General features: G+C 69.5%; 21 protein-coding genes. 9 read left to right on the top strand and 12 right to left on the bottom strand.

Features of this window, described 5'->3' with window-relative positions:
- Window positions 1-56 precede the first annotated feature (56 nt).
- On the bottom strand, window positions 57-893 hold the full coding sequence (locus tag HEB94_RS43765) for an NlpC/P60 family protein (protein ID WP_192755296.1): 837 nt from the start codon (window positions 891-893) through the stop codon (window positions 57-59).
- Between the two features lie 701 nt (window positions 894-1,594).
- Here HEB94_RS43765 and HEB94_RS43770 point away from each other — a divergent pair.
- Together HEB94_RS43770 and HEB94_RS43775 are read left to right on the top strand one after the other, a co-directional pair.
- Window positions 1,595-2,941, top strand: a complete 1,347-nt coding sequence (locus HEB94_RS43770; RefSeq protein WP_192755297.1) for an MFS transporter — start codon at window positions 1,595-1,597, stop codon at window positions 2,939-2,941.
- Window positions 2,942-3,154: 213 nt separating this feature from the next.
- The gene (locus HEB94_RS43775; protein ID WP_192755298.1) at window positions 3,155-4,060 is read left to right on the top strand and encodes a TIGR03621 family F420-dependent LLM class oxidoreductase; all 906 of its coding nucleotides are present in this window, start codon (window positions 3,155-3,157) and stop codon (window positions 4,058-4,060) included.
- Here the strand turns inward: HEB94_RS43775 and HEB94_RS43780 are convergent, their stop codons facing one another.
- The 6 genes from HEB94_RS43780 to HEB94_RS43805 form a co-directional block, all read right to left on the bottom strand.
- Entirely contained in the window at window positions 4,061-5,299 is a 1,239-nt protein-coding gene (locus tag HEB94_RS43780) for a glycoside hydrolase family 5 protein (protein ID WP_192755299.1), read from the bottom strand.
- Between the two features lie 151 nt (window positions 5,300-5,450).
- Window positions 5,451-6,386, bottom strand: a complete 936-nt coding sequence (locus HEB94_RS43785) for an aminoglycoside phosphotransferase family protein (RefSeq protein WP_192755300.1) — start codon at window positions 6,384-6,386, stop codon at window positions 5,451-5,453.
- Between the two features lie 122 nt (window positions 6,387-6,508).
- Window positions 6,509-6,982, bottom strand: coding sequence for a GNAT family N-acetyltransferase (locus tag HEB94_RS43790; protein ID WP_192755301.1), 474 nt, complete (start codon window positions 6,980-6,982; stop codon window positions 6,509-6,511).
- A 22-nt stretch (window positions 6,983-7,004) separates the two neighbouring features.
- Window positions 7,005-7,862, bottom strand: a complete 858-nt coding sequence (locus HEB94_RS43795; RefSeq protein WP_192755302.1) for a carbohydrate ABC transporter permease — start codon at window positions 7,860-7,862, stop codon at window positions 7,005-7,007.
- A gap of 16 nt (window positions 7,863-7,878) precedes the next feature.
- Complete coding sequence (locus HEB94_RS43800; protein ID WP_192755303.1) at window positions 7,879-8,814, bottom strand: carbohydrate ABC transporter permease; 936 nt, start codon at window positions 8,812-8,814, stop codon at window positions 7,879-7,881.
- Window positions 8,815-8,839: 25 nt separating this feature from the next.
- Window positions 8,840-10,138 carry an ABC transporter substrate-binding protein gene (locus tag HEB94_RS43805; protein WP_192755304.1) on the bottom strand — a complete coding sequence of 433 codons (1,299 nt, stop codon included), beginning with the start codon at window positions 10,136-10,138 and terminating at the stop codon, window positions 8,840-8,842.
- A gap of 457 nt (window positions 10,139-10,595) precedes the next feature.
- Here HEB94_RS43805 and HEB94_RS43810 point away from each other — a divergent pair, with 457 nt between their 5' ends.
- The 6 genes from HEB94_RS43810 to HEB94_RS43835 all read left to right on the top strand — a co-directional run bounded on the left by HEB94_RS43810 (window position 10,596) and on the right by HEB94_RS43835 (window position 16,782).
- Complete coding sequence (locus HEB94_RS43810) at window positions 10,596-11,672, top strand: Gfo/Idh/MocA family protein (protein ID WP_192755305.1); 1,077 nt, start codon at window positions 10,596-10,598, stop codon at window positions 11,670-11,672.
- Between the two features lie 75 nt (window positions 11,673-11,747).
- The gene (locus HEB94_RS43815; RefSeq protein ID WP_192755306.1) at window positions 11,748-12,620 is read left to right on the top strand and encodes a sugar phosphate isomerase/epimerase family protein; all 873 of its coding nucleotides are present in this window, start codon (window positions 11,748-11,750) and stop codon (window positions 12,618-12,620) included.
- A 60-nt stretch (window positions 12,621-12,680) separates the two neighbouring features.
- Complete coding sequence (locus HEB94_RS43820) at window positions 12,681-13,724, top strand: alcohol dehydrogenase catalytic domain-containing protein (RefSeq protein WP_192755307.1); 1,044 nt, start codon at window positions 12,681-12,683, stop codon at window positions 13,722-13,724.
- Window positions 13,725-13,852: 128 nt separating this feature from the next.
- Window positions 13,853-15,088, top strand: coding sequence for a CapA family protein (locus HEB94_RS43825; protein ID WP_192755308.1), 1,236 nt, complete (start codon window positions 13,853-13,855; stop codon window positions 15,086-15,088).
- A gap of 132 nt (window positions 15,089-15,220) precedes the next feature.
- A complete protein-coding gene (locus HEB94_RS43830) occupies window positions 15,221-15,913 on the top strand; it encodes a TetR family transcriptional regulator (protein WP_192755309.1) in 693 nt (230 codons plus the stop codon).
- 38 nt (window positions 15,914-15,951) lie between these two features.
- The gene (locus HEB94_RS43835; RefSeq protein WP_192755310.1) at window positions 15,952-16,782 is read left to right on the top strand and encodes a class I SAM-dependent methyltransferase; all 831 of its coding nucleotides are present in this window, start codon (window positions 15,952-15,954) and stop codon (window positions 16,780-16,782) included.
- Here HEB94_RS43835 and HEB94_RS43840 read toward each other — a convergent pair.
- Together HEB94_RS43840 and HEB94_RS43845 are read right to left on the bottom strand one after the other, a co-directional pair.
- Complete coding sequence (locus HEB94_RS43840) at window positions 16,712-17,425, bottom strand: hypothetical protein (protein ID WP_192755311.1); 714 nt, start codon at window positions 17,423-17,425, stop codon at window positions 16,712-16,714. The two genes, HEB94_RS43835 and HEB94_RS43840, sit on opposite strands and share 71 nt — an antisense overlap.
- A gap of 149 nt (window positions 17,426-17,574) precedes the next feature.
- Window positions 17,575-18,360 carry an aminoglycoside phosphotransferase family protein gene (locus tag HEB94_RS43845; RefSeq protein WP_192755312.1) on the bottom strand — a complete coding sequence of 262 codons (786 nt, stop codon included), beginning with the start codon at window positions 18,358-18,360 and terminating at the stop codon, window positions 17,575-17,577.
- Window positions 18,361-18,612: 252 nt separating this feature from the next.
- On the opposite strand from HEB94_RS43845, the gene HEB94_RS43850 reads away from it, so the two are divergent.
- On the top strand, window positions 18,613-18,918 hold the full coding sequence (locus tag HEB94_RS43850; RefSeq protein ID WP_192755313.1) for a hypothetical protein: 306 nt from the start codon (window positions 18,613-18,615) through the stop codon (window positions 18,916-18,918).
- A gap of 216 nt (window positions 18,919-19,134) precedes the next feature.
- On the opposite strand, the gene HEB94_RS43855 is transcribed toward HEB94_RS43850, so the two are convergent.
- From HEB94_RS43855 to HEB94_RS43865, 3 genes are read right to left on the bottom strand one after another with little or no spacing between them, the layout of a single operon-like run.
- Window positions 19,135-21,069, bottom strand: coding sequence for an FUSC family protein (locus HEB94_RS43855; RefSeq protein WP_192755314.1), 1,935 nt, complete (start codon window positions 21,067-21,069; stop codon window positions 19,135-19,137).
- Window positions 21,070-21,105: 36 nt separating this feature from the next.
- Window positions 21,106-21,831: a DUF402 domain-containing protein gene (locus HEB94_RS53985; RefSeq protein WP_202896860.1), complete on the bottom strand. Its 726-nt coding sequence runs from the start codon at window positions 21,829-21,831 to the stop codon at window positions 21,106-21,108.
- Window positions 21,832-21,870: 39 nt separating this feature from the next.
- Window positions 21,871-22,455 (bottom strand): TetR/AcrR family transcriptional regulator, encoded by a 585-nt coding sequence (locus HEB94_RS43865; RefSeq protein ID WP_192755315.1) that lies wholly within the window; start codon window positions 22,453-22,455, stop codon window positions 21,871-21,873.
- Window positions 22,456-22,506: the final 51 nt, after the last annotated feature.

Raw genomic sequence — 22,506 nt, forward strand, 5'->3', positions numbered from 1 at the left:
TGGCACGGTCTGCTCAGGTGACCCGGCCCGTCGAGACGGGTCCGGTCAGGTGATGGTCAGCTACCGTCCACGATCTTGTCGTAGCGGTAGGGCAGGTAGGCACCGCGCGAGTCCTGGATGGGCCACTCGTGGACGCTCTGGTGCGGGCGGTCGGGGTTGCCGCTGTGCTCCCAGACCGTGAAGCTCGAGTGCGAGTCGTCGTTCCACTTGACGAAGATCATCACGTGACCGCCGGCGCCGCCGGTGCTCGGACCCATGATGCCGAGCAGGTCACCGGGCTTGAGGTCGTCCTTGTCACTCAGAACGTGGGTGACGTCGGGCAGGTCGATGGTGCTGCGGCCCGGAGCGTCGAGGTGCAGAGCCATCGACGCGTACCCGGAGCAGTCGCTTCGGTACGGCACGCCGTTGGGGTCGTCGGCCCGGCCACTCATGTCGTAGCTGATCGACGGGTCCGTGAGCCAGGTCCGTGCCCGCGCGAGTACCTCGGCGCGAGTGATGGTGCCGTCCGTGACCGACTTCTTCGGAGCGGCGACCGCGCGCTGGGACTTCACGGCCGGACGCTTCTCGGCGGGAGCCGAGCGTTCCTTCTTGGTGACGGTCTCCTTGGTCGCGGTGACCGAACGCTTGTGCGTGGTTGCCGTCGGCTTCGCCCGCGGAGCGGACCGCTTCGTCGCGGTGGCGGTCTCGACGGCCGTGGGAGTGGCGGTGGGGGTGGTGGCGGTGGTCGGCGTGTCCGAGGGCCTCGCGGCGGCGATGTCAGCCGCGGCCTCCGTGCGCGGGCTGTCGTCGGACTTCACGACGCCGGCCAGTGCGGTCCCGCCGAGCGCGACCAGAGCCACGGCCAGCGCGGCCAGAACATATCGAGCGGCGCCGAGCCGATGGAAGAAATTCAAGACACTAACCCTTCTGTTCGCCGCAGGAGGGGTCGATATTGCCATATCGCTGGCGAATAAATGCCTTCGGACGATCAAGAGGGCCTTGTGGCGGGAGAAATTGATCTGCATAAAGTGCTACAGTCCGCGCCCGGCATGATCAATTGGTTGATCATTTTATTTGCCTTGTCTAATGCGGCTGACCGTGACCAGACCCAACGCTCGCGTCGCGACTCCAAAGGCATTCCCGATGTGGCATATCGCACATTCGGTGGCCGAATTAGGCGGGCCGGTGCTGGCTTTCGCAAATGTACCAGTTCGGTTTGGTGGTGCCATTTCACCGGATTCACCGTGCGTGCACCTGCGGCCTCATCGGGTAGCCGTTCCACCCGCGCCGGGGCTCCAACGGCAGGCCTTCAGCGGGCGCCCCCGCGGCTTCTCGCCCCGCGAAAAAGGGTTGAGGAAGTCAGGGGTGGCCCGGATAGGGTGCTGCCGTGCCCGAGTCGGACAGAGTGCGCCGCCCGTAGCGGCGGCGTGAACCCCACCAGCACGCTCCGCCGCGTCCGCGTCCCTCGCCGGTGCGGCTTCTGACGCTGCTCGGCGCCCGTTCGACTCACGGAGCGCTCTGTGTGCACACCTCTCCGGCCCGCTGCTCCCTGGCGGGCCCTTCGTCAGGTCATCCTTGACGTGCCTCACCTCCACGCCGGCTCGCGGAGGCGCAGATGAACCGGCGGTCGCTCGTCCTTTCCGCCGTCCTGTTGTCGGCTCTATCCGTCCCGCTGACCATCACCGGCGCCTCGATCGCGCTGCCCGACCTGCGACGCGACCTCGGCGCGGACCTGACGACAGCACAGTGGGTGGTCAACGGATACAACGTCGCCTTCGCGGCGTCGCTCACCTTCGCCGGCTCGCTCGCGGACGTGCTCGGTCGGCGCCGGGCGTTCACCGCCGGGGTCGCCCTGTTCGTTCTGGGGAGCCTGCTCTGCGCCGTCTCCGGTGACGTGGCCCTGCTGAACGTCGCCCGGGTACTCGCCGGCGTCGGAGCGGCGGCGGGCACCGCGGCGGGCGCGTCACTCCTCGCCGCGACGTTCGACGGTCCGGCCCGCACCCGTGCCTTCGGCCTGCTCGGAACACTCCTCGGAGTTGGGCTTGCCCTTGGTCCGACGGTCTCTGGTCACCTCGTGTCAACGTCGGGTTGGCGCGCGGTGTTCGTCCCGCCGGTGGTCCTCTCCGCCCTGGTTCTCACGCTCTGCCTTCTACTGCCGCGATCCACCGCGCCGGTCGGCCGCCGGATCGACTGGCCCGGTGGCACGTTCTTCACGGCCGGACTGGTGTTGGTCATCGTGGTTCTCGTGGAGGCTCCCGCGCTCGGCCTGGCCGACCCGCTGATCCTCACGGGGCTGCTGGCGGCGATCGGGTTCGTGGTGGGGTTCGTGCGGACCGAACGACGTGCGCGGGAGCCGATGTTCGACCTCGGCCTGCTCGCCAACCGGCGCTTCGTCGGCTACGCGGTGGCGGCGGGCGCTCTCATGGGCCTGCTGGTGCCGCTGCTGGTCTACCTTCCTTCCTACCTGATCGCGGTGGTCGGCCTGGACAGTGACGCGTCGGGGCTGTGGCTGCTCGCGCTCACCCTGCCGTCCGTGGCACTGCCCAGTGTCGGCGCCGTGATCGCGCGGCACCGCCCGAGGCTGCTGGTCGTCGGTGCCGTCGCCCTGAGCGGGGTCGGCGTCGCGCTGCTGACGTCGACGGGTCGGGACAGCGGCTTCTGGGAGTTCGCGCCGGCGTTCCTCGCACTCGGCACCGGAGTGGGACTGACCACGGGAGTGGTCGACGGCCTGGCCGTCTCCGCCGTAGGAGCCGAAGACGCCGGGACCGCGGCCGGCATCTTCAACACCGCACGACTCACGACCGAGACCATCGCGCTGGCCAGCGTCGGTGCCCTGCTCGCCGCCCTCAGCGGAGGCCACTTGGAAGGCGCGGGCTTCACGACCGCGTTGCACGCAGTGTGTGCCGCACTCGGCCTGCTGGCGATCGGCGCGGCCGCCGTCGTCGCGGTGATCCTCCGTTGAGGTGTTCTCAACCCGGACGCGCGCCGCGTTGCCGGAGTGCGAGTCGCTGTCCCCCGGCTCCGCGGCGCGTTACCGTTCCCCTTGTCCCCCTGTCGTGAACGGATACTCAGCTGACTGACATGAGAAGCCTGGGCAACGCGGCACGACAACGGAGATCGGCATTGAGCCCTGCTCGGTGAATGACGCGCCGACCAGAAGATGGTGTGACTTGTGGTGACTTACTCCTCCCGGTCCCGATCAGCGCACGGAAAAGAGCGCGGCACTCGTGCGTTTCGGTTCGGTGTCAGCCTGCTCGCCACAGGTTCGCGGTCGGCCTGGCAGCGTAAGGCCCGTCAGGCCGAGGACCTCGGCTACGACGTTCTGCTGGTACCCGACCACCTGGGGATGCTCGCGCCGTTTCCAGCCCTGGTGTCGGCCGCCGATGTGACGTCGATACGCGTGGGTACGTTCGTCCTCAACAGCGGGCTCTACCGTCCCGCGGTGTTGGCGCGGGACGTCGCCGACACCGACCAGCTCACCGACGGGCGGTTCGAGCTGGGGCTCGGCGCCGGTTATCAGGATGCCGACTTCAAGGCCGCGGGCTTACCACTGCCGAGCAGGAAACAGCGTATCGAGCAGTTGGCCCGCACCGTCCGGCAGGTGCGCCGGCTGTTGACCTCGGCCGACCACCGGCCCATGGTCCGCCAGAAGCCGCACCCGCCGCTGATGATCGCCGGCCGCGGCGCCCGGATGCTCGGCCTGGCGGGGCGAGAGGCCGACATCGTCGGGCTCCCCCTCGACGCCGGCGTCAAGCCCGGCACCGAGCCGGAACGAGCCCTCGCCGAACGGGTCGCACTCGTGCGCGCGGAGGCTGGTGAACGGGCCGACGACCTGGAACTCAACCTGCTGATCGCCGGCGTGGCGGTGACCCCCGACAGACCGGACCTGCCCGCGCTACGACCCTTCCTTCCAGGTCTGAGTGAAGCTGAGATCCTGCGGCTACCCAATGTCCTCCTCGGCTCGGAGCGGCAGATCGCCGAGCAGCTGCGGCATCTCCGCGAGGCGTACGGGATCAGCTACTTCTCAGTCGTCGAACCCCACATGGCCGCGTTCGCCAGGGTGATAGCCCAGCTGCGGTGATCACAGACGTTGTCCCCGTGGGCGGCGGCGGCCGTTGCGGGTGAAGTAGTGCTTGAGGAGTTCCAGCCGCGGGGTGCTCGGATAGCGCGTCAAGTCGTCCTTGTCGTCGTTGCTGAGTTCGGCGTCCCAGCCCTCCCACTCCCGCCAGGCGTGATACGTCCAGCTCCACCCGAGCCGTTCGAACTCCTCGATGGTGTCGCGCAGGTAACGGTTGCCGTCCGCACCGATCCATCGCGGTGTGCTGAACTCACCCACGAAGACGGGCACGTGGTGGGCTCGCTGATAGTCCAGTGCCGGGCGGAGGTAGTCGCGGATCGCGGCGCGGTCCCAGTACACCGAGGCAGGCAGGCCCTCCCAGGTCTGGCCGGGCGCCGTCCCCGGATAGTGGAGGCCCTCCGGATAGTCGGCCTGCACGCCCTGGTGGGTGAACGCGTGCGGGGCGTACATGTGGGGGGTGATCACGATCCTTCGGTCCGGTGGAGGCGGGAGCGCGTTCACCGACTCGAACCGGGAGTACCACAGGGGTCCGTCCGGCTTCGGTGAGATCGCCGTGCCGATGAGGATGTGGCGGTCGGGATCGTGGGCCCGGACGGTCGCGACCAGCCCCAGCGCGAGGGCGTTCCAGCTCGCCGGGCCCGACTCGGCGCGGACGTCCGGAACGGCCGGTTCGTTGAGCAGGTCGTAGCCCGCGACGACCGAACCACGGTCCTTGTAACGCGCGGCGATGTAGTCCCACAGTTCGTGCGCCAGGTCATGGAAGCGCAGGTCCTGCCAGAACTCGTCGTCGGGGAAGGTGGTGAAGTTGTCACGCAGGCCTGGAAGGGTGTGCGGGTCGATCACCACGTGCACGCCGTGGCGCTCGCACGCGTCGAGGATGGCGTCCAGACGCGCGAACGCCTCCTGGTCGAGGTCGAACGGCGCGGTCTTGCGCATCAACGGCGTGCCGGCGAATCCCAGCCGGAGCAGGTTCCCTCCCGTTGCCGCGAACGCCTCGACGTCCGCGTCGGTGAGAGTGGACGGTGCGGACATGCCGCGCAGCCGGTTCCAGGAGAACGACCGGTCACTCCCGGCTCTCTCCCCCGCCTCGGTGTCGACGGCGTCGTCGGTGTCCACGTCGCCCATGTCGTCCGGCCGCGCGGTGGCGGCGCTGGCGGTGCCGGCGCCGATGCCGCCACCGAGCAGGGCGCCGCCAACGGTCGTGCCCGCGGCCGCCAGCAGCTTTCGTCGGTCCAGGTCCATGGTTTCCACCCTCCGGGCGCGCGGAAGCACTGAGCCCCTCGGGCCGACGGCCCGTGCGCCGTCCCGCCGAGGCTGACGGACGTCCGCCGACGCTACTGAGGGCGTGCCCGCCGGTAAACAGACATGCGCGCTTTCGGCCACGTCACGGCGCTCATGGCCGCGAGAAGGTGCCGTGCCGGTGGTCGGCGACGAACTCCTCGAGCCGGCGCCGGGAGTCTGCCGCCATCGGCGTGTCCACCGAGAGTTCTGCCCGCGACGGCAACGACAGCGTGAGCCCCCAGCCGCGCCCGCGCGCCCAGGTCGCGTCGTCGACCGCGAGAACGCTACGAAGGACGGGGCGCGTCGCTGCGGTGACGAACGTCGTCCACGCGGCCATCAGGTCGCAGGCGGGGTCGGCGACGCCCAACCCACCGAAGTCGAGGACGGCACTGAGCCGTCCGCCGACGACGAGCAGGTTGCCGTCGTGCAGGTCGCCGTGGATCCAGACGGGCGGGCGGTCCCAGGCCGGCGCGTCCAACGCCGCGTCCCACACCGCCGTCAGTGCGTGGGTGTCCACCAGCCCGTCGAGGTCGGCGATGGCGGCACGGATCCAGGAGTCGTTGTCGGCGAGTGGCCCACCGCGGAAGAAGTTCTGCGGCCCGGGAGTGGGGCCGCCGGCGGTGTCGATCCGCCACAGCGCCGCGACGAATCCGGCCAGGTCGACCGCGGCCTGCCGCGGGTCGTCGACGGGCGCGACGGCGGAGTCCTCGCCCGCGAGCCACCGGTAGACGGACCAGCTACGCGGGTATCCCTCGCCCGGCGCGCCCTTCGCGAGTGGGACAGGAATCGCGAGCGGCAGCGACGGCGCGATGCGTGGCAGCCACAGGTGCTCCTTGTCCACCTGGAACCTCGCCCGGTTGGGCAGCGGGAGCCGCACGGTCAGGCTCTCACCCAGCCGGTAGATCGCGTTGTCCGAGCCGGCGGAGCTGATCGGCTGGAGGGGAAGGTCGGCCCACTCGGGGAACTGGGCGGCGAGCAACCGGCGTACCAGGGTGTCGTCGATCGTGAAGTCCTCTGCCCGCACGACACCACTGACACCACTGGCCATCGACTGCTCCCCTGGTCCGGACTCTCGACCCGCGTCGCGGGCCGTCGGCAATACCACCGGCCCGGGCGGCGCTCGTCAACAGGAATATGGCGGCGTATGCGCGACGACGTGTTCAGCCGGGCTCAGACGGTCGCGGCCAGCGCGGCGACGTAGAACGCGCAGGGGTTGCCCGGCCGCCAACCAGGCAAGGGGTCGACCGTGTCGATCTGGAGGAAGCCGCGTCGCTCCCAGAACGCTCGCGTCGGTGCGTAGGGCGGATAGTCGACGGACCCGTCGAGCGTCTTGACCTCGACCAGGACCACGCCGTCGCCGCGAAGGTCGGCCAGCATCCGGCGGAGCAGGCGGGTGCCCAGGCCGGAACCACGCCGCGCGGGATCGACCGCGATCCAGCGGATCTCCGCCGCCGCCGACCGGCGTTCGGTCACGGCGAATCCCACGACGGCATCATCGTCGGTGATCACCCATCCACCGTGGCTCGCGAGGTCCTGGCGCACCTTGGCGGGCACGTCGTCGGTGAAGTAGTCGGGCAGCGCGCGCACGATCCGCTCGCATGCGTCGACGTCGGAGTCGGTGGCGCGGCGTTCGGTCATCGCCATGGCCCCAACCTATCGGCGCACGCTACTTCGTGGCGCCTGCCGTGAGCCCTTCGATGATGTGGCGCTGGAAGAACAGGAACACCACGATCAGTGGGAGCGACGCGAGCAGGGCACCGGCCAGCAGGACGCCGTACTGCGACTCGAACGGTCCGATCAGCGACGCGATCCCGAGGTTGACCAGGAACATGTCCGGCTCGGTGGTCACGATGAGCGGCCAGAAGAAGTCGTTCCAGTACGCCAGGAACGTGATCGTGGCCACCACGGCGAGCCCGGGACGCACCAGCGGCACGACGATCCGCCACCACAGCCCGAACTCGCCGACGCCATCGACGCGTGCGGCGTCCAGCAGTTCGTCCGGGACGCTGAGGGTGTACTGCCGCATCAGGAAGACCGCGAACGCGTTCGCCGCCACCGGGATCACCAGCGCCCAGTAGCTGTTGAACCCGCCGAGCAGCCGGACGATCTGGAACTGTGGCACGAGCAACACCTGGAACGGCACGAGCACCGTACCGAGCACGAGCGTGAACAGCAGGCTCTTGTAACGGAACTCGTACTTCGAGAACGCGAACCCCGCCATCGAACTGATCGTCAACGTCAGCGCCGTACCGAGCACCGCGACGAGGAGGGTGTTGAAGTACCACCGCGCGTAGGGCAACAGGGAGAACAGCGCGGAGAAGCTCTCGAAGGTGAACTGGCGCGGGAAGAACCGCAGCGGGGTGGCGAAGATCTCCCCCTGCGGCTTGAACGCGCTCACCGCCATGAAGGCGTACGGCGCCACCATGACGACGGCGAACACCACCATCAGGGCGGTGACCAGCACTGTCATCGGTCGCCTGGCGGTACGCCGGGCCGAGTCGCGCAGAGCGGTCGTGGCACTCATGTGTTCTCGTCTCCTCTCACTCCGAGGTCCGGTAGCCGCGGAACAACACGATGTTGACGACGGACAGGATCAGCAACAACGCAAACATCGAGTACGCGATGGCGCTGGCGTAACCGACGTTGAAGAACTGGAACCCCTGCTGGTACAGGTAGAGCGAGATCGTCAGGGACGCGTCGGAGGGTCCGCCCTCCGTCATCAGCAGCGGTTGGGCGAACAGGTTGTAGGACCCGACGATCGCCTGGATGACGACGAACAACGCGACCGGTCGCAGCAGCGGCATGGTGACGAAGCGGAACGTCTGCCAGGCGCTCGCCCCGTCGACGGCGGACGCGTCGTAGAGGTCCTGGTTGATGGCGGTGAGTCCGGCCAGCCAGTACAGCGAGTTCAGCCCCAGGTAGGTCCAGATGCCCATCAGGATCATCGCCGGCATCACGACGGCAGGATCGGTGATCCACCCGACGGGTTCGACTCCGAAGTCGCCCAGGAAGTCGTTCAGCAGGCCGAAGTTGGTGTCGAAGACCCGCATGAAGATCACCGAGATCACCACGAACGACGTGATCACCGGCATGAAGAAGACGACCTTGAAGAGCGTCTTGAAGGCGAGGAGCTTCGAGCGGAACAACAACGCCAACCCCAGTGCGAGCGGGGCCAGGACGAAGACGCTCCCCAGCATGTAGTACGTCGTGTTCAGGACCGCCCGCAGGTAGCGCGGGTCACCGAGCATGTAGGCGTAGTTGCCGAGCCCGGCGAACCTCATCCGGTCGAATCCGAAGCCCTTGAAGAAGCTGAGGTAGAGCGACGACAGGATCGGATAGAGCCCGAACACCCCGAAGATGAGGAAGAACGGAAGGAGGAAGAGGTACGGCGCGGTGGACTTCCGCACCCGCCAGGACCCGCGGTCGGGCGCCGCCCGAGTCTCCCGTCCGGTCCGCGGCCGCGTGTTCGTCGCCATGTGACACCCGCCTCTCGTCGCAAAGTCAGGTGGTCGACAGCCTGATGATCTTCTCCGCCTCCTCCTGCGCCGTCCGCATGGCGACCGCGACCTCGACGTCCTTGCTGAGCGCCGGTGTGATGCCCTCGCGGAGCGTCGCCTGGGTGACCTCGGGCCAGAACGGTGAGTTGGACCAGGAGTTGATGTCGGGTGAGAGGTCGCTGACGATCTGGCCGACGCGCTGGTCGGAGAAGAACTTCACCGGCTCGTTCAGTGCCGGGTCCTCGTAGGCCGGCCGGAAGGTCGGGAAGGTCTGCCGTCGCCTGTAGTCGAACAGCAGGGACTCCATGGTGCTGTGCTCCCAGATCACGAAGTCGACCGCCTCGTCGGGCAGCGGACAGGATCGGGTGACGCAGACACCGGTTCCGCCGTGGGTCGCCGTCCGGGAGCCGTCGGCATCCCAGCGTGGGAACGGCTGCAACCTCCACTTGCCGGCGGTGTCGGGGATGTAGTTCTGGCTGTTGCCGCTGAAGTACCAGGCCGGGCCGAACATCGTCGCGATCGTTCCGTTGCCGAGTCCGGCGAACTGCTGCGGACTTCCGGTGTCGGAGCTGCGTCGGATCGCCCACCCCTCCTGGACCGCCCGGCGGCGGTAGGTCAGCGTGCGGATGCCCTCCGGCCGGTCGAGTGCCGGGCGGCCGGACCGGTCGAAGAAGCCGCCGCCCTGCTGCAGGGTCAGCTGCCACCACTCCTGCCAGTCGAGGTACTCGACGTCGGTCAGGTACCTGCCGGTGTCGCGGTGGTAGCGGCGGCCCTCCTCCGCGAACTGGTCCCACGTCTCGACCGGTGTGGTGACGCCGGCCGCGTCGTACAGGTCGGCGCGATAGACCATCAGGCAGGTGTTCAGCTCGTTGCCGAGGCCGTAGACGCGGTCCTCGAACGTCCACGGATCGGTGGCGGACGCGCGGTAGAACTGGTCGAGAAGCTTTCGCTCACGCAGCGCCGGAGTGAGGTCCACGAAGATCGGTTCACCCTTGATGAACCGTCCGAACGCGCTGATCTCGATGTCGGCGATGTCCGGCCCACCAGAGCCGGCCTGTGCCGCGACGAGGATCTTGTCGTGCATCTGTTGGAACGGCAGGGTCAGGATCTCCAGCTCGAAGTCCGGGCGTTTCGCCTTCCGGTAGAGCCGCCACGCCTCCTCGTGCCAGGGAACCCGGCCGTCTCGGGAGAACGCCCACATGCTGAGCACCGGTTTCCCGTCGACGGTCTTGCGTCCGGTCTGGGAACACGCGCTCGCGCCGAGCCCGCCCAGCGCGAGTGCCCCGCCGGCCGCGGCTCTCAACAGCCCGCGTCTGCTCAGTCCTCGACCGTTCGGTTCTCGGCCGTTCGGTCCTCGCCAGCTCAGCTCTCGCATACGCAACCCCAGATCCTGATCGAAGATGCAGGTACCTGTGCAGCCGGTTGGATGGTCGACTGTTCTTGGATGTGCGGACGGCGCTCGCCGTCTTGTCCGGGCCACCGCGGCTGACCAGCCGCGTTCGCCGCCACACCGTCGGTCGCTCGGTGGTCACCGTGGTCACTCGGTGACCAGGTGCTGGACGATACTCCAGCTGACAAGTCTGGAGAGCGCTTACCAAGCGCGTTCGATGCCGGTTCTGGAACGCTCACGGCCGGATTCGGACAGCACCACGACGGCCCGGCCACGTAGGCTGATTTCCGGTGCGTCCCCGACGCGAACACCGCGTCAGGACAGCCAGCCGCGTCACCCGAGCGGGGCTGTCACACGAGCGAGGAGGGCAATGACTCCGGCGCGAATCGGTGTCATCGGATGCGGAAAAGTCAGCCAGATGTATCTCCCCGTGCTCACGGGGATGTCGAGTCTCGACGTGGTCGCGGTCGCCGATGTCGATCCGGACAGCGCACGGGCCGCTGGTGAGCAGTACGCGATCTCCAACGTCGTCTCCCCCGAGAAGCTGCTCGCCGACCCGACGGTCGAGGTCGTTCTCAACCTGACCCCGATCTCCGCCCATGTCGATGTCACGCGCGCGGCACTGGCCGCGGGCAAGCACGTCTACTCGGAGAAGCCGCTCGCGACCAGTGTCGAGGAGGCACGTTCGCTCTTCGAGGAGGCCGAACGCCGCGGTCTCGCGTTGGCCTGCGCCCCCGACACGCTGTTGGGCACGGGCTTCCAGGCCGCCTGGAAGGCACTGACCGACGGCGAGATCGGCAAGCCGCTCGGCGCCACGGCGGCGATGTACCGCAGCGCGTTTCGGGGTACGAGCTTCTACACCAACGGCGCGACCCCGATCTTCGACATGGCGCCCTACTACGCCAGCGCCCTCGTCGCGTTGTTCGGTCCGGTGACCCGGGTGAGCAGCACCACCCGCACCTGGCCGGAGGGCGAGGTGGGCGAAGCGCCCGCGGCGGGCCCGCCGGTCGCGGTGAGCGGTGTCCTGGAGTTCGCCTCGGGCATGCTCGCGAACCTCACCCTGGCGTGGGCCACCGAGCACCGGCACGAGATCCCGGTGCTCACGGTGCACGGGACCACCGGTGTCCTGCGCTTCCCGAACCCGAACAACTTCGGCGATCCGGCCTACCTCCAGCGCTACGGCGAGGACACCTGGACCGAACTCCCGGGCAGCAGGCAGCCGGAGGACTGGAAGCACAACCTGCGTGGGCTCGGTGTCGCGGAGATGGCGCAGGCGATCCGCGCCGGTCGCCGACCCCGAGCCGGTGGCGAGCTGGCCTGCCACGTGGTCGACGTGATCGCCGGGCTGGTGCGCTCCGGCGAGACCGGCGCCGGGGTCGAGCTCAGCACGACCTGCACCCAGCCGGCGCCGGTGCCCGCCGGCGAACAGCACCAGCTGCTCTTCTGACAACGCTCTCCTGACAGTGCTTGCCTGACGATGACCGCCTTCTGGGCGGCTTTCTCCACGACGGGAAGGAACACCATGCGGGTCGACCTAGGCTGCGGCCAGATCACCTGGCGGGGGCTCTCCGCGGAGTCCGCACTCGCCGACATCGCGCGCGCCGGTTACGCCGGCGCTCCCTGGGGCGGACGCAACGCCAACAGCGCCGCGGACGTCGTCGCCCTCCACCAGAAGTACGGCCTGGCACCGGCACCCTCCTACTTCGGCGGGGAGTTCTGGGACCCGAGCCAGCGCGAGGACCACGTCGCGGCGGCCCGGAAGTACGGCGAGATCTCCCGCGAGCTCGGCCTCTCCGACGTCTACGTCGCCTCCAGCGGCTTCGACCAGCAGACGCGGGCCGGACGCACCCGCAAGCAGGCCGCCGCCCACGTGAGCGAGGAGGACAAGCTGACCGACGATCAGTTCGGTGAGCTCGTGCGCACCCTCCAGGCGGTCGGCGAGACCCTGAACGAGTACGGCGTCCGCGCCTGCTTCCACAACCACGTCGGCACCTTCGTCGAGACCGAGGACGAGATCGAGCGGCTGCTCGCCGCCATCGACCCCGAGGTCCTCTACCTCGGCCCGGACACCGGTCACCTCGCCTGGGCGGGCGTCGACCCGGTGGCCTTCACCCGCCGGCACGCGAACCGGATCAAGACGATGCACCTGAAGGACATGTCCGCGCAGGTGCGTGACCGGGGCGTCGCGGAGAACTGGGACTACGGAACCTTCGAGGCGCACGCCATCTGGGCCGAGATCGGCGAGGGTGCGGTGGACTTCCCCGCGATCTTCGAGATCCTGGACGGCGCCGGTTTCGACGGCTGGCTGATCGTCGAGACCGACGTCACCCAGAAGGAGAGCCCCTTCGAGAGCGCCCGGGTGAGCAGGGAGAATCTGCGCAAGCTCGGGATCTGAGGCCCGCACGCCTGGCCCTGGGGCCCGTCCCAGGCATCGACGGAAGACACGACACCACCCATGCACGCACTGACGATCCGGGGCGCCGACACCGGCGCCCAGCTCACTCTGGAGGAGGTCGCCGAACCGGCGCCGACGTCGCAGGACCTGCTGGTCGAGGGCCTCGCGCTCGGTGTCTGCGGCACCGACCGGTCCATCATCGCCCGCGGCGTCCGCCGGTCGGCTCCGGGCCGCGACTGGCTGATCCTCGGCCACGAGTCGCTCGGGCGGGTGCTCCACGCGCCGCCGGGTTCGGCGTACTCTCCGGGTGACCTCGTGACCGGGCTGGTCCGGCGACCCGATCCCCAGCCGTGCGCGAACTGCGCCGCCGGCGATCTCGACCTCTGCGAGAACGGCGAATACACCGAACGCGGCATCCTCGGCCAGGACGGCTACGGCGCGCAGCGGTACCTGCTCGACCCCGCCTACGCCGTGCGCGTCGACCCGGTGCTCGGACTCGCCGGCGTCCTCGTCGAACCCACCAGCATCGTCGCCAAGGCGTGGGAGCGCCTGGACGTGGCCGCACGGCGTCCCGGCGGTCGGGCGCTGGTCCTGGGTGCCGGGCCGATCGGCCTGCTCGCCGCGCTGCTCGCCCACCAGCGCGGGTACGACGTGCACGTCGTCGACCAGGTGGCCGACGGGCCGAAGGTGGCGCAGGTGCGGGCGCTGCCCGCGACGTACCACCAGGGGGTCGAGTCGCTCGCCGGTGAGTTCGACGCGGTCCTCGAGTGCACCGGCGAACTCGTGGCCGCCGCCGTCACCAGAACCGCCCGCGGTGGGGCCCTGTGCCTGGTCGCGGGCCTGCACCGGGGCGCCGAGGTGGGCACCGTCGACCTCGCCGCGGTCAGCGGCGCCCTGATGGGCGGCAACCGCACCTTCACCGGGGTGGTCAGCTCGAGCCGGCAGCACTTCGAGGCCGCGCACAGCGCGCTTCGTACCGCCGCCCCGGACTGGCTGTCCGGGCTGATGACGACCGTCGTTCCGCTCGCGAAGTACGCCGAGGCCTTCGCGCCCGATCCGCACGCGATCAAGACCGTCATCCGACTCACCGACGCCGCCGTGTAGTTCCGGGCTGGAGCGACCCGGGCCGGCCGGACCCAACCGGTCGGCCCAACCGGTTCGGCTCCTCCGGTCGTACCGGATTTCCCGGAGCGGCCCCCACGCGTGGGCCCAGGACCCCTACCCTTCCTTGCGTGCCGCGCCATCAGAGTCGTCGTCCGCGCTCCGCCAGTTCCGTGGCGGGCCCCATCGTGTTTCGCCCGCCGGTGGGCCGCTCCGCGTTCGCGCGTCTCCTGGTGGCGACGGTCGTCGCCGGCGCCGTGGCGGCCGCGTGCAGTGGGCCGCCGAGCGACGACACGGCGGCGGTATCGCGGCCCACCACCGCGGCCTCGCAGGCGGCGGGTACGCCTCCCGCGGCGCGGACACCCGCTCCGACGGGGACGCCGAAGGCGACACCCAGACCTGGCCCGCTCACCCTGTCCTTCGCCGGCGACATCCAGTTCGAGAGCCAGCTGGAAACACGTCTGGCCCGGCCGGCCACCGCTCTCGCCCCGATCCGGCCCGAACTCTCGGCGGCGGACCTCACGATCGCCAACCTGGAGACCGCCGTCACCACCGGCGGGCGCGCCGAGGACAAGACCTACACCTTCCGGACCCCTCCGGTGGCGTTCGACGCGCTCGCGGCGGCCGGCATCGACGTCGTCACGATGGCGAACAACCATGGCGTCGACTACGGGCCGGAGGGCCTCAGGGACACTGTCGCCGCGGCCGCCCGCGCGCCGCTCGGGGTGATCGGGATCGGCGCCGACGCGGACCAGGCGTTCGCCCCGTACGTCGTGACGATCAAGGGCACGCGCATCGCCGTCCTCGGCGCCTCGGCCTTCCCCGACCCGACCACGAGGAACTACCCGGCCGGCCCAGACCAGGCCGGCGTCGCCGCAGCGCTTGATCCCGAACGCCTGCTCGCGCAGGTGCGCACCGTACGAGACACCGCCGACCTGGTGGTCGTGTATCTCCACTGGGGGATCGAGCGGGTCGGGTGCCCGACCCAGGAGCAGAGCTCACTGGCCCACGATCTCGCGGAGGCCGGCGCCGACATCGTGGTCGGCAGCCACGCGCACATCCTGCTGGGCGCGGGTCGACTCGACGGGTACGACACCTTCGTGAGCTACGGCCTGGGCAACTTCGTCTGGCCGAACCGCAACTCCGCCCGGGAGATCACGACGGGCGTCCTCACCCTCACCGTGCGGGGGCGCACCGTGACGTCGGCCGACTGGGCGCCGGCGACGATCGGCGTGGACGGGCTACCCGCGTTCGCCCGTGGCGAGGACGCCTCGACGATGCGGGAGGACTTCGCGGGGCTGCGGTCCTGCGCCGACCTCGACGCCGTACCCGCCTCCGCCAGGACGGCCGCGCGCCCGGGCGGCTGAGCCTTCCGCGCATCGCACCCTCCGCACCCGTTGACGCTGTCCCCGCGCCGTCCTACCCTGCCAGTGGCTGACCAGAAAACCGATCTGGTCAGTCAGTCGGTGAGTCGACACGGATCTGGCAGGAGCCGGCAGGTGGAAGAGGACAAGGCCTCGCGCATCCTCGACGCCGCCGAAGCGTTGCTGGTCAGCTACGGCTATCGCAAGGTCACCATCGACGAGGTGGCGCGGCGGGCAGGCGTCGGCAAGGGGACGGTCTACCTCTACTGGCCGAGCAAGCGGGAACTCTTCGCGACCGTCCTCACCCGCGAGTCGGCCGAACTGGTCCGCGAGCAACTCGCCGCGTTGCGCGAGGATCCGGCCGAGGTCCGGCTGCACCGGGTGATGCGCCGGACCTTCGTCCAGGTCATGAAGAGACCACTGGCCAGGGCGCAGAGCATCGGCGACTACGACGTACTCGGCGAACTCCTGACCATGAGCAAGGCGGGGTTGCGGTTGGCGGCGAGCAAGTCGGAGAACACCTCCGGCTATCTCGTGCTGCTCCACAAGCACGGGCTGCTCGCCGACGACCCGGCCACCGACCCGCTTCTGTCGTACCGCCTCTCCGCCGCGGTCACCGGGGCCTTCCTGCTCGAGAGCGTGCTCGGCGCCGCTGACTTCGATCTGGACGACAAGGCCGAGGCGCTCGCCACGACCGTTCGGCGGGCCTTCGAGCCCAGCACGGAGCCGACGCCCGCGACGTTGCGCGATGCCGCGACAGAACTCGCCGACCTGCACGAGCGGTGGTTGGCGGTCCTCGACAACTCATTTCCACAGGGGAACTCATGACCGGCGCACTCAGGCGCCTCAGATAAGGAGCATCCGGCATGGAGCAGGTGAAGGTTCGGCTCGACGAGGCGATGGAGACCTCGCTCCTCACGCTGTACGGCAAGGCCATCGACGCACGACGCAAGCCGTCGATTCTGGGTGACACGATGGCCGTGGCGGCCATCGACCGGGTCGACTACGACTTCACGCGGCTGAAGAGCGCCGGACGGGTGGCGCCCAACGCGGCGGCCCGCGCCAAGCACTTCGACAACTGGGCCCGTGAGTTCCTCGCCACCCACGAGCGCGCCACCGTGCTGCATCTGGGAGCGGGCCTGGACACCCGGGTGTGGCGACTCGACCCGGGTCCGGGCGTGAGGTGGTACGACGTCGACTTCCCCAAGGTCGTGGACATCCGCCGACAGATCTTCCCCGACCGCGACAACTACCACCTGATCGGCGCGTCGGTGACCGCGCCGGAGTGGCTGGACAAGGTGCCGGCAGACCTCCCGACGCTGATCGTCGCCGAAGGGCTGACGATGTACCTGCGGCCCGAGGAGGGGCACGAACTCTTCCGCCGGATCACCGACCGTTTCCCGAGCGGAACGCTCCTCATCGACGGCCAGAGTCGGCTCGCGCTCCGCATGGTCAACAAGAAGCTCTCGCGCTCCCTCGGCAGCGGGCAGATCATGCACTGGGCCATCGAGGACCCGCAGGAGCTCGTGCGTGTCAACCCGAAGTTGCGCTTCGTCGACGGAGTGAGCGCGATGACCGCACCGACCACGGCGCAACTACCGGGCGGGATGCGGATCGTCGTCGCCATCAGCCGACTCGTTCCCGCCCTCCGCGACATCGGCTTCTACCTCCGTTACGAGTTCGGTGACACACGCTAGAAGGCGCGGCCCGACGAAAGGCGGGGCCGCGAGTTGGTCGGAACTCATGGGATGGTCCTGGCGGCGGAGGGGCCGTCGCAGCGCCGCCTCGCACGGTGAGATCCCGCAGACGGAGGTCACCGCCGGCGGCGACCTCGAAGATCCGAAAGTCGGCCGCGTTCCCGGCTCGCACGATGGTGGAACCGTTGCCGTCGATGGTGATCGGCTGGGTGATCATCGGCAGCCCGGTGCCCGCCTCGTGCGCGGTCAGCGCGTAGGTGCACGCCAGCGCGAGCTCGAGCGTGCCACCGCCGTTCGCGTCGGCGCGTACCAGCGCGGCGATGAGTTCGTCCTGGTCGCAGGGCACCTGCACCGCGCGCCCTGGGCCGTCCTCCTTCGCCGTGCCTGCGCGGGCGTCGTGGGAGTCGGCCCTGCGGTAGCGGTCCAGCCCGTCCCCACGATCGGGGTCGTCCGGCCGGTCAGGATCCGGGCGCGCCAGTGCTCGCTCGGTACCAGCCGCACGCTCCCCGCCGGCCGTTCGAGCGTCCTCGGGTACGTCCGAACTCACCTGGAGTCCCACGGCCGCGGCGACGAGCCCCACCGCGCCGACCAGCCCACCGACGACGGCGGCGAGCCCGGACCGTCGGCCGCTCCATCGGGCCATGCCGGTGACCTCCCCGACTCGGAGGTAGTGACAGGAAGGACGTTGCCAACAAAGCGACCAGCGGCGCACGAAGTCAGGGCAGGACGTACATGTGGCCGACCAAAGGCCGGTCGCGTCTCGTCAAAGGGAACCGACCCTGGAGACGCACCTTAGGTGTCCTGGCTGAAGTGGCGGATGGTCCAGTCGCGGTCCGCGCGCGCCTTGTCGTGGAAACCCAGTTCGAGGAACGTCCGCCACGGACCACCCTCGGCAGCGGATCCACGCGTACGCACCCGTCGTTCGTACTCCTCCTGCGCGCGAACGGCGATCCGCACCAGTTCGACAGCGGAGATCCCGGCCCCGGCCGCGAACGCGTCGAGGCGCGCCCCCCGATCCGGCGGCTCCGGGAAGCCCCGCGCGTGTGCGCGTTCGTCGTCCATCAACGGCACCGTGAACCACGCCAGGTGGCCGGTGTCGTACCAGGGATCTCCGGGGCCCGCGAAGTCCCAGTCGAGGACACCCACGATCTCCGGACCGTCGCCCCACAACAGGTTCCACGGCCCGAGGTCGCCGTGTTGCAGCACCTCACCCGGTCCGGGTGCGCCGTGCGCGAACTGCCATCGCGCGTCGGGCGGGCACGGACACGCCGACAGGGCCGAACGCAGCCGGGAGGCCAGTCGGCCGAGCCGCTCGGCGCCCTCCACAGCGAGGATCTCCGGGAGGAACGGCCAGCCCTGGTCCCTCCCCTCGACGTAGCCGAGAACCTCCCGGCCCGCGGCGTCGAGCCCCAGCGGCTCCGGCGCGAGGTCGAAGCCCAGCGCCCGGAGATCGCGCAGCAGACGCTGCACCGTCGGGCTCCACGGGCCGGCGGGCCGGCGTACGGTGTCGCCCACCCGGGCCAGCTCACGATCGCTCAGGCCCGCCCCGTTGATCGGCGACTCCGCACCGTTGTTCATGTGCGAAACCCTCCCTGCCCGGCCACGACATCGCAACGGTGTATCGGATGACAGACGGCGTGTACGACGTCGCGAATCCACCTGCGGGGCGCGCCGCCCATCAACCACCGGCTCCTGAGAAACACTTGAGAACCGGACGAGACCCGACCGATCCGCCCAGGTTGCACATACTCTTTGGGCCAAACCGGGTCGGCTCCTCTCAAGAGGAGATCCGTCCTCCCCAGAAAAATCGACGAGGAGCCGGGGGAACTTGTGAGTCTGTTCGACATGTTGAAGGAGAAAGCCGCCGAGCTGTTCCAGGCGGGCAAGGACCAGGCCAGCGAGGTGACAAACGAATTTGGTTCGCAAACCGAAGGAGTAGTCGGCCAAGCCGAAGGTGCGGTCGCGGAAAACGCCCAGAATCTCTCGCAGTCGGCGCAGGACGCCGTAACCCAAGCAACCAACGACCTCCCGACCGGGGCCGCGGACATCGCCCAGTCCGCCGAAGGCGCCGCCGGTGACGTGGTGAACGACGCGGTGGACAGGGTCACCGGCACCGAGGGCACCGCACAACGCTGACCGGACCGGTCGGAGGGACAGCCGCGGTGAGCGTCATTCATCGCCGGACGCCGGACTCGACATCCGTTGAAAGGATCAGCAGCCATGGCATCGCTCTCCGACCGCATCCGTGCTTTTCTGCGGAGCCCGAAGGGCCAACAGTTGAGCCAGAAAGCGCACGACCAACTTCGTAAGCCAGAAAACCAACGTCGACTCCGCCAGCTCATGCAGAAGTACTCACGGCGGCACTGACGGTCCTGGCGTCCGCGACCCGTTGTCGTCCGGACGCCACAGCAGTTCGCGGACGGTATGGATCGCCTCGGCGACGGATCTCGCGGCCGCTTCGGTGGGCAGCGGCCGCGGAGCCGGTGGCGTGCCGGTCCGTACCGCACGACTGATCTCGTTGAGCGCGTCGGCCAACTGGCGTACGGCATGTTCGCTCGGGGCGACCGCACCACCCTGCACGTTGACCGCGGTGGCGGTGATCGCGTCGACGATGCGCTCGGACGCCACGAAGGCCGGAAACCAGATGGTCGCCCGACGACTGACCGGCGCCGGCTCGGCCAGGGCCCGTTGGAAGACCGTGCGCAGGTCGGACAGGCCCCGGTAGACCTCCCGGAGCACGTCCGTACGCTCGGTCGGGTCCGGGCCGAGCGCGCGTTCCAGGTAGTGCATGATCTCCCGCAGTTCCGCGGCGAACTGCGGGCGCACGTGCGCGTGCCAGGTGCTCGGCCAGGGCGCGTAACCGAGGACGATCACCACGGCGCACCCGACCGCCGTGTCGATGAGCCGCGCCTCCGCGAGTTGCCAACCCGAACTCGTCAGCAGGTCGATCAGCAGCACCACCAACGGCGTCAGGAACGTCGTGAAGAGCCCGTAGTTGCGGGTGATGCCGTACGGAATGACGAACGCCAGCACGGTCAACGGGATCAGTAGCAACGGCCCGGGTGGTACGACCGCGAGCAGCACGGCGCCGAGCACCGCGCCGACCATGGTGCCGAGGCCGCGTTGGAGCGCGCGGGCGAACACCGAGCCGAAGTCCGGCTTGAGGACCACCGCCACGGTCAGCATCACCCAGTAGGACCGCTCCAGGGTCAACACCTCGCTGATGACCGCCGCGACCCCCATGCACAGCGTCAACCGGAGAGCGAACAGCCGGACCTGCCGCCCGCTCCGGATCTCGGCCAGTTGCTCGCGTACTCGTTCCCGCAGATCCTTGCCCGGCAGCCGTGGCTGCCCGTCCACCTCCGCGCGACCACGGGCGAGGACGTCGGTGACGGCGACGAGTTCCTCCCACAGCGCTGCCCGGCCGGGCGTGTCGGTCTGCGGCCGCGGGATGCGCGGGATCTCGTGGGAGGTCCCCTGAATGACGTTCGCGATGGCCTCGACGGCCCCGATCACCTGCGGCGTCGGCCGCCTCTCCTCGTGCGCGAGCGTCACCGCGGCCTCGGCGAGCGTGTGGGTCTGGTTGAGCAGCACCACCAGCCGCACGTACCGGCGGTCCTGGCCGGCGAGCGCCGAGCGCGCGGTGATCACGTCGTCGTAGGCCAGGTTGAGCGCGGCGGTGAGGTTCTCTCGCTCCTCCTCGAACCGCTCGGTGCTGGTCGCCGCCAGCAGTCGGGCGATCGCGCGGTAGGCCTCAGCCACGCTCTGCTCCTCCGGCGCGCGACGGAAGAAGACCCAGCCGATGGCGGTCAGGCCCAGCCCCCATGCCGCGCCGGCCACGAACAGGCTGACGACCAACCACCACGGGCGAAGCTCCCCGAGCGGCCCCGTCGCGAGCACCGCGAACAGCAGCAGTTGCATGCCGGTCGTGGAGCCGACGTCGCCCGCCGCACTGATGACGGCCGAGACCAGGGAGAGGCCCACGATCACGCCGACCGCGACCCAGCCCCGGCCATAGATCAACAGACCGACCATCAGGCCGACCGCGCCGCCCAGCACGGCGATGGTGCTGACGCGTTTCACCCGACCGAGATACGGGCCGCCCCGATCGACCAGGGAGCTACTCAGCCCACCGATCGAGAGGGGCAGGAAGATCGCCAGGTTGTCGGTCGCGAGGCCGACCCCCAACGGCAGGCAGATCGCCAGCGGCGCACGGATCATCCGTGCCCACGGTGGCTTGGCCGGGATCGGCCGAAGCACCTCGACCATCCATCCCAGTGCCGTCACACCGGGGCTCATTCCCCAACGGCGGGTTTCGTCCCCTCAACGACCGGGTCCGGGCAGGTCCCACCACCACGGAAGCACGCTGGGCGGACCGTCGTCGGGCGCGAGATCGCACCAGGTGCCGTCGAAGGGGAACACGCCGGCCGCCGCGAGGGCGATCACCCGTTCTCCTTCGGCGCGGATCGCCTTCGCCCCGGCTTCGTCCCAGAAGAACGGGTGGCCGGTCAACTGGGCGAACTCGTCCTCGTCCTTCCACTCAAAGGACCGGTCGGGCGCGACCAGGATGTCGAGTGCGTAGTCGCGGATGTCGACACCGCCGGACCACCGTTCGGCCGGGCTCTCGAGGTTGACGTACCAGCCGACGAACGTCCTGTCGTCCCGCCACGCCCACCACACCGAGTGGCTCACGTCCGAGTCCGCGCTGCCCGGCGGGAGGAGCATGAGGGTGTCGTAGGAGCGCCACGTCTTCGGCACCAGGACGGTCGGCAGCCGCATGTCCTCCGCCCATGGCAGGTGCCGAGTCGGCTGACCCTCGAGCGTGGCGCGCCGCAGGATGGCCGATCCCTTGCGGACCCACAGCAACAGGCCACGCTCGTCGTCCTGGATCACCCGTGCGCTCTCCACCGCGGCGATCCGCCCGTCGGGATGCAGACCGCGGCGTACGACGGTCTGCCCCTCCCGGAACCTGCCCGGCTCGCCCCGGCTCGGCTCGGCCTGGCCCGGCTCGTCCCGGTCAACCTCGTCCTGGTCCACGTGTGAAGGCACTCGCCCGACCCTACCGGCGGCGAGGGCTCGCCCACGGCGTCACGCGGGCGAGGCCGCGCCTTTGGTCGTACCGTCCAGGAACAGCGCGACGACGGCGGCGCTGGCGGGTTCGATCCCCGCCTGCCCGCGCATGACCAACTGGAGCGCCTTTTCCAACAGGCCCCGAAACATCTCGAACTGGATGTCGATCGGTACGTCGTCGCGCAGCGTGCCGTCGGCGACGCCCCGTGCCAGCAACGCCCGGACGGGTTGGGTGATCCTCTCGTCGAGTTCCTCGACCTCGATCTCGCCCAGATGCTTCTTACCGGTCTGCACGATGGCGGCGTACTTCGAACCGGCGGTGACGAAACCGCGGGTCAGCCGGGCGACACCCTCCCGGACGGGGACAGCGTCGAGTTCGGCCTCGGTGATCCTGGCGCCGAGCTCGTCGAACGCCGCCCGGGCGAGTCCCTGCAGCAACGCCTCCCGGTTGGGGAAGTAGCGGTAGAGAGTGGCGCGGCCGACACCAGCGGCCTCGGCGATCTCGGCCATGCTCACGGTCTCGCCGCGTTCGGTGAGGACGATCGCCGCGGTGTCGAGGATGCCCTTCACCACGCGATCGTGCAGCGCCGGCCGTCTCACCATGGGAGCACCCTACATGGGCGTCTCTTTCGTTGACATCGACGTTCCGTGTTG

This window comes from Actinopolymorpha pittospori, assembly GCF_014873875.1.
In the GTDB taxonomy this organism is placed as follows: Bacteria; Actinomycetota; Actinomycetes; order Propionibacteriales; family Actinopolymorphaceae; genus Actinopolymorpha; species Actinopolymorpha pittospori.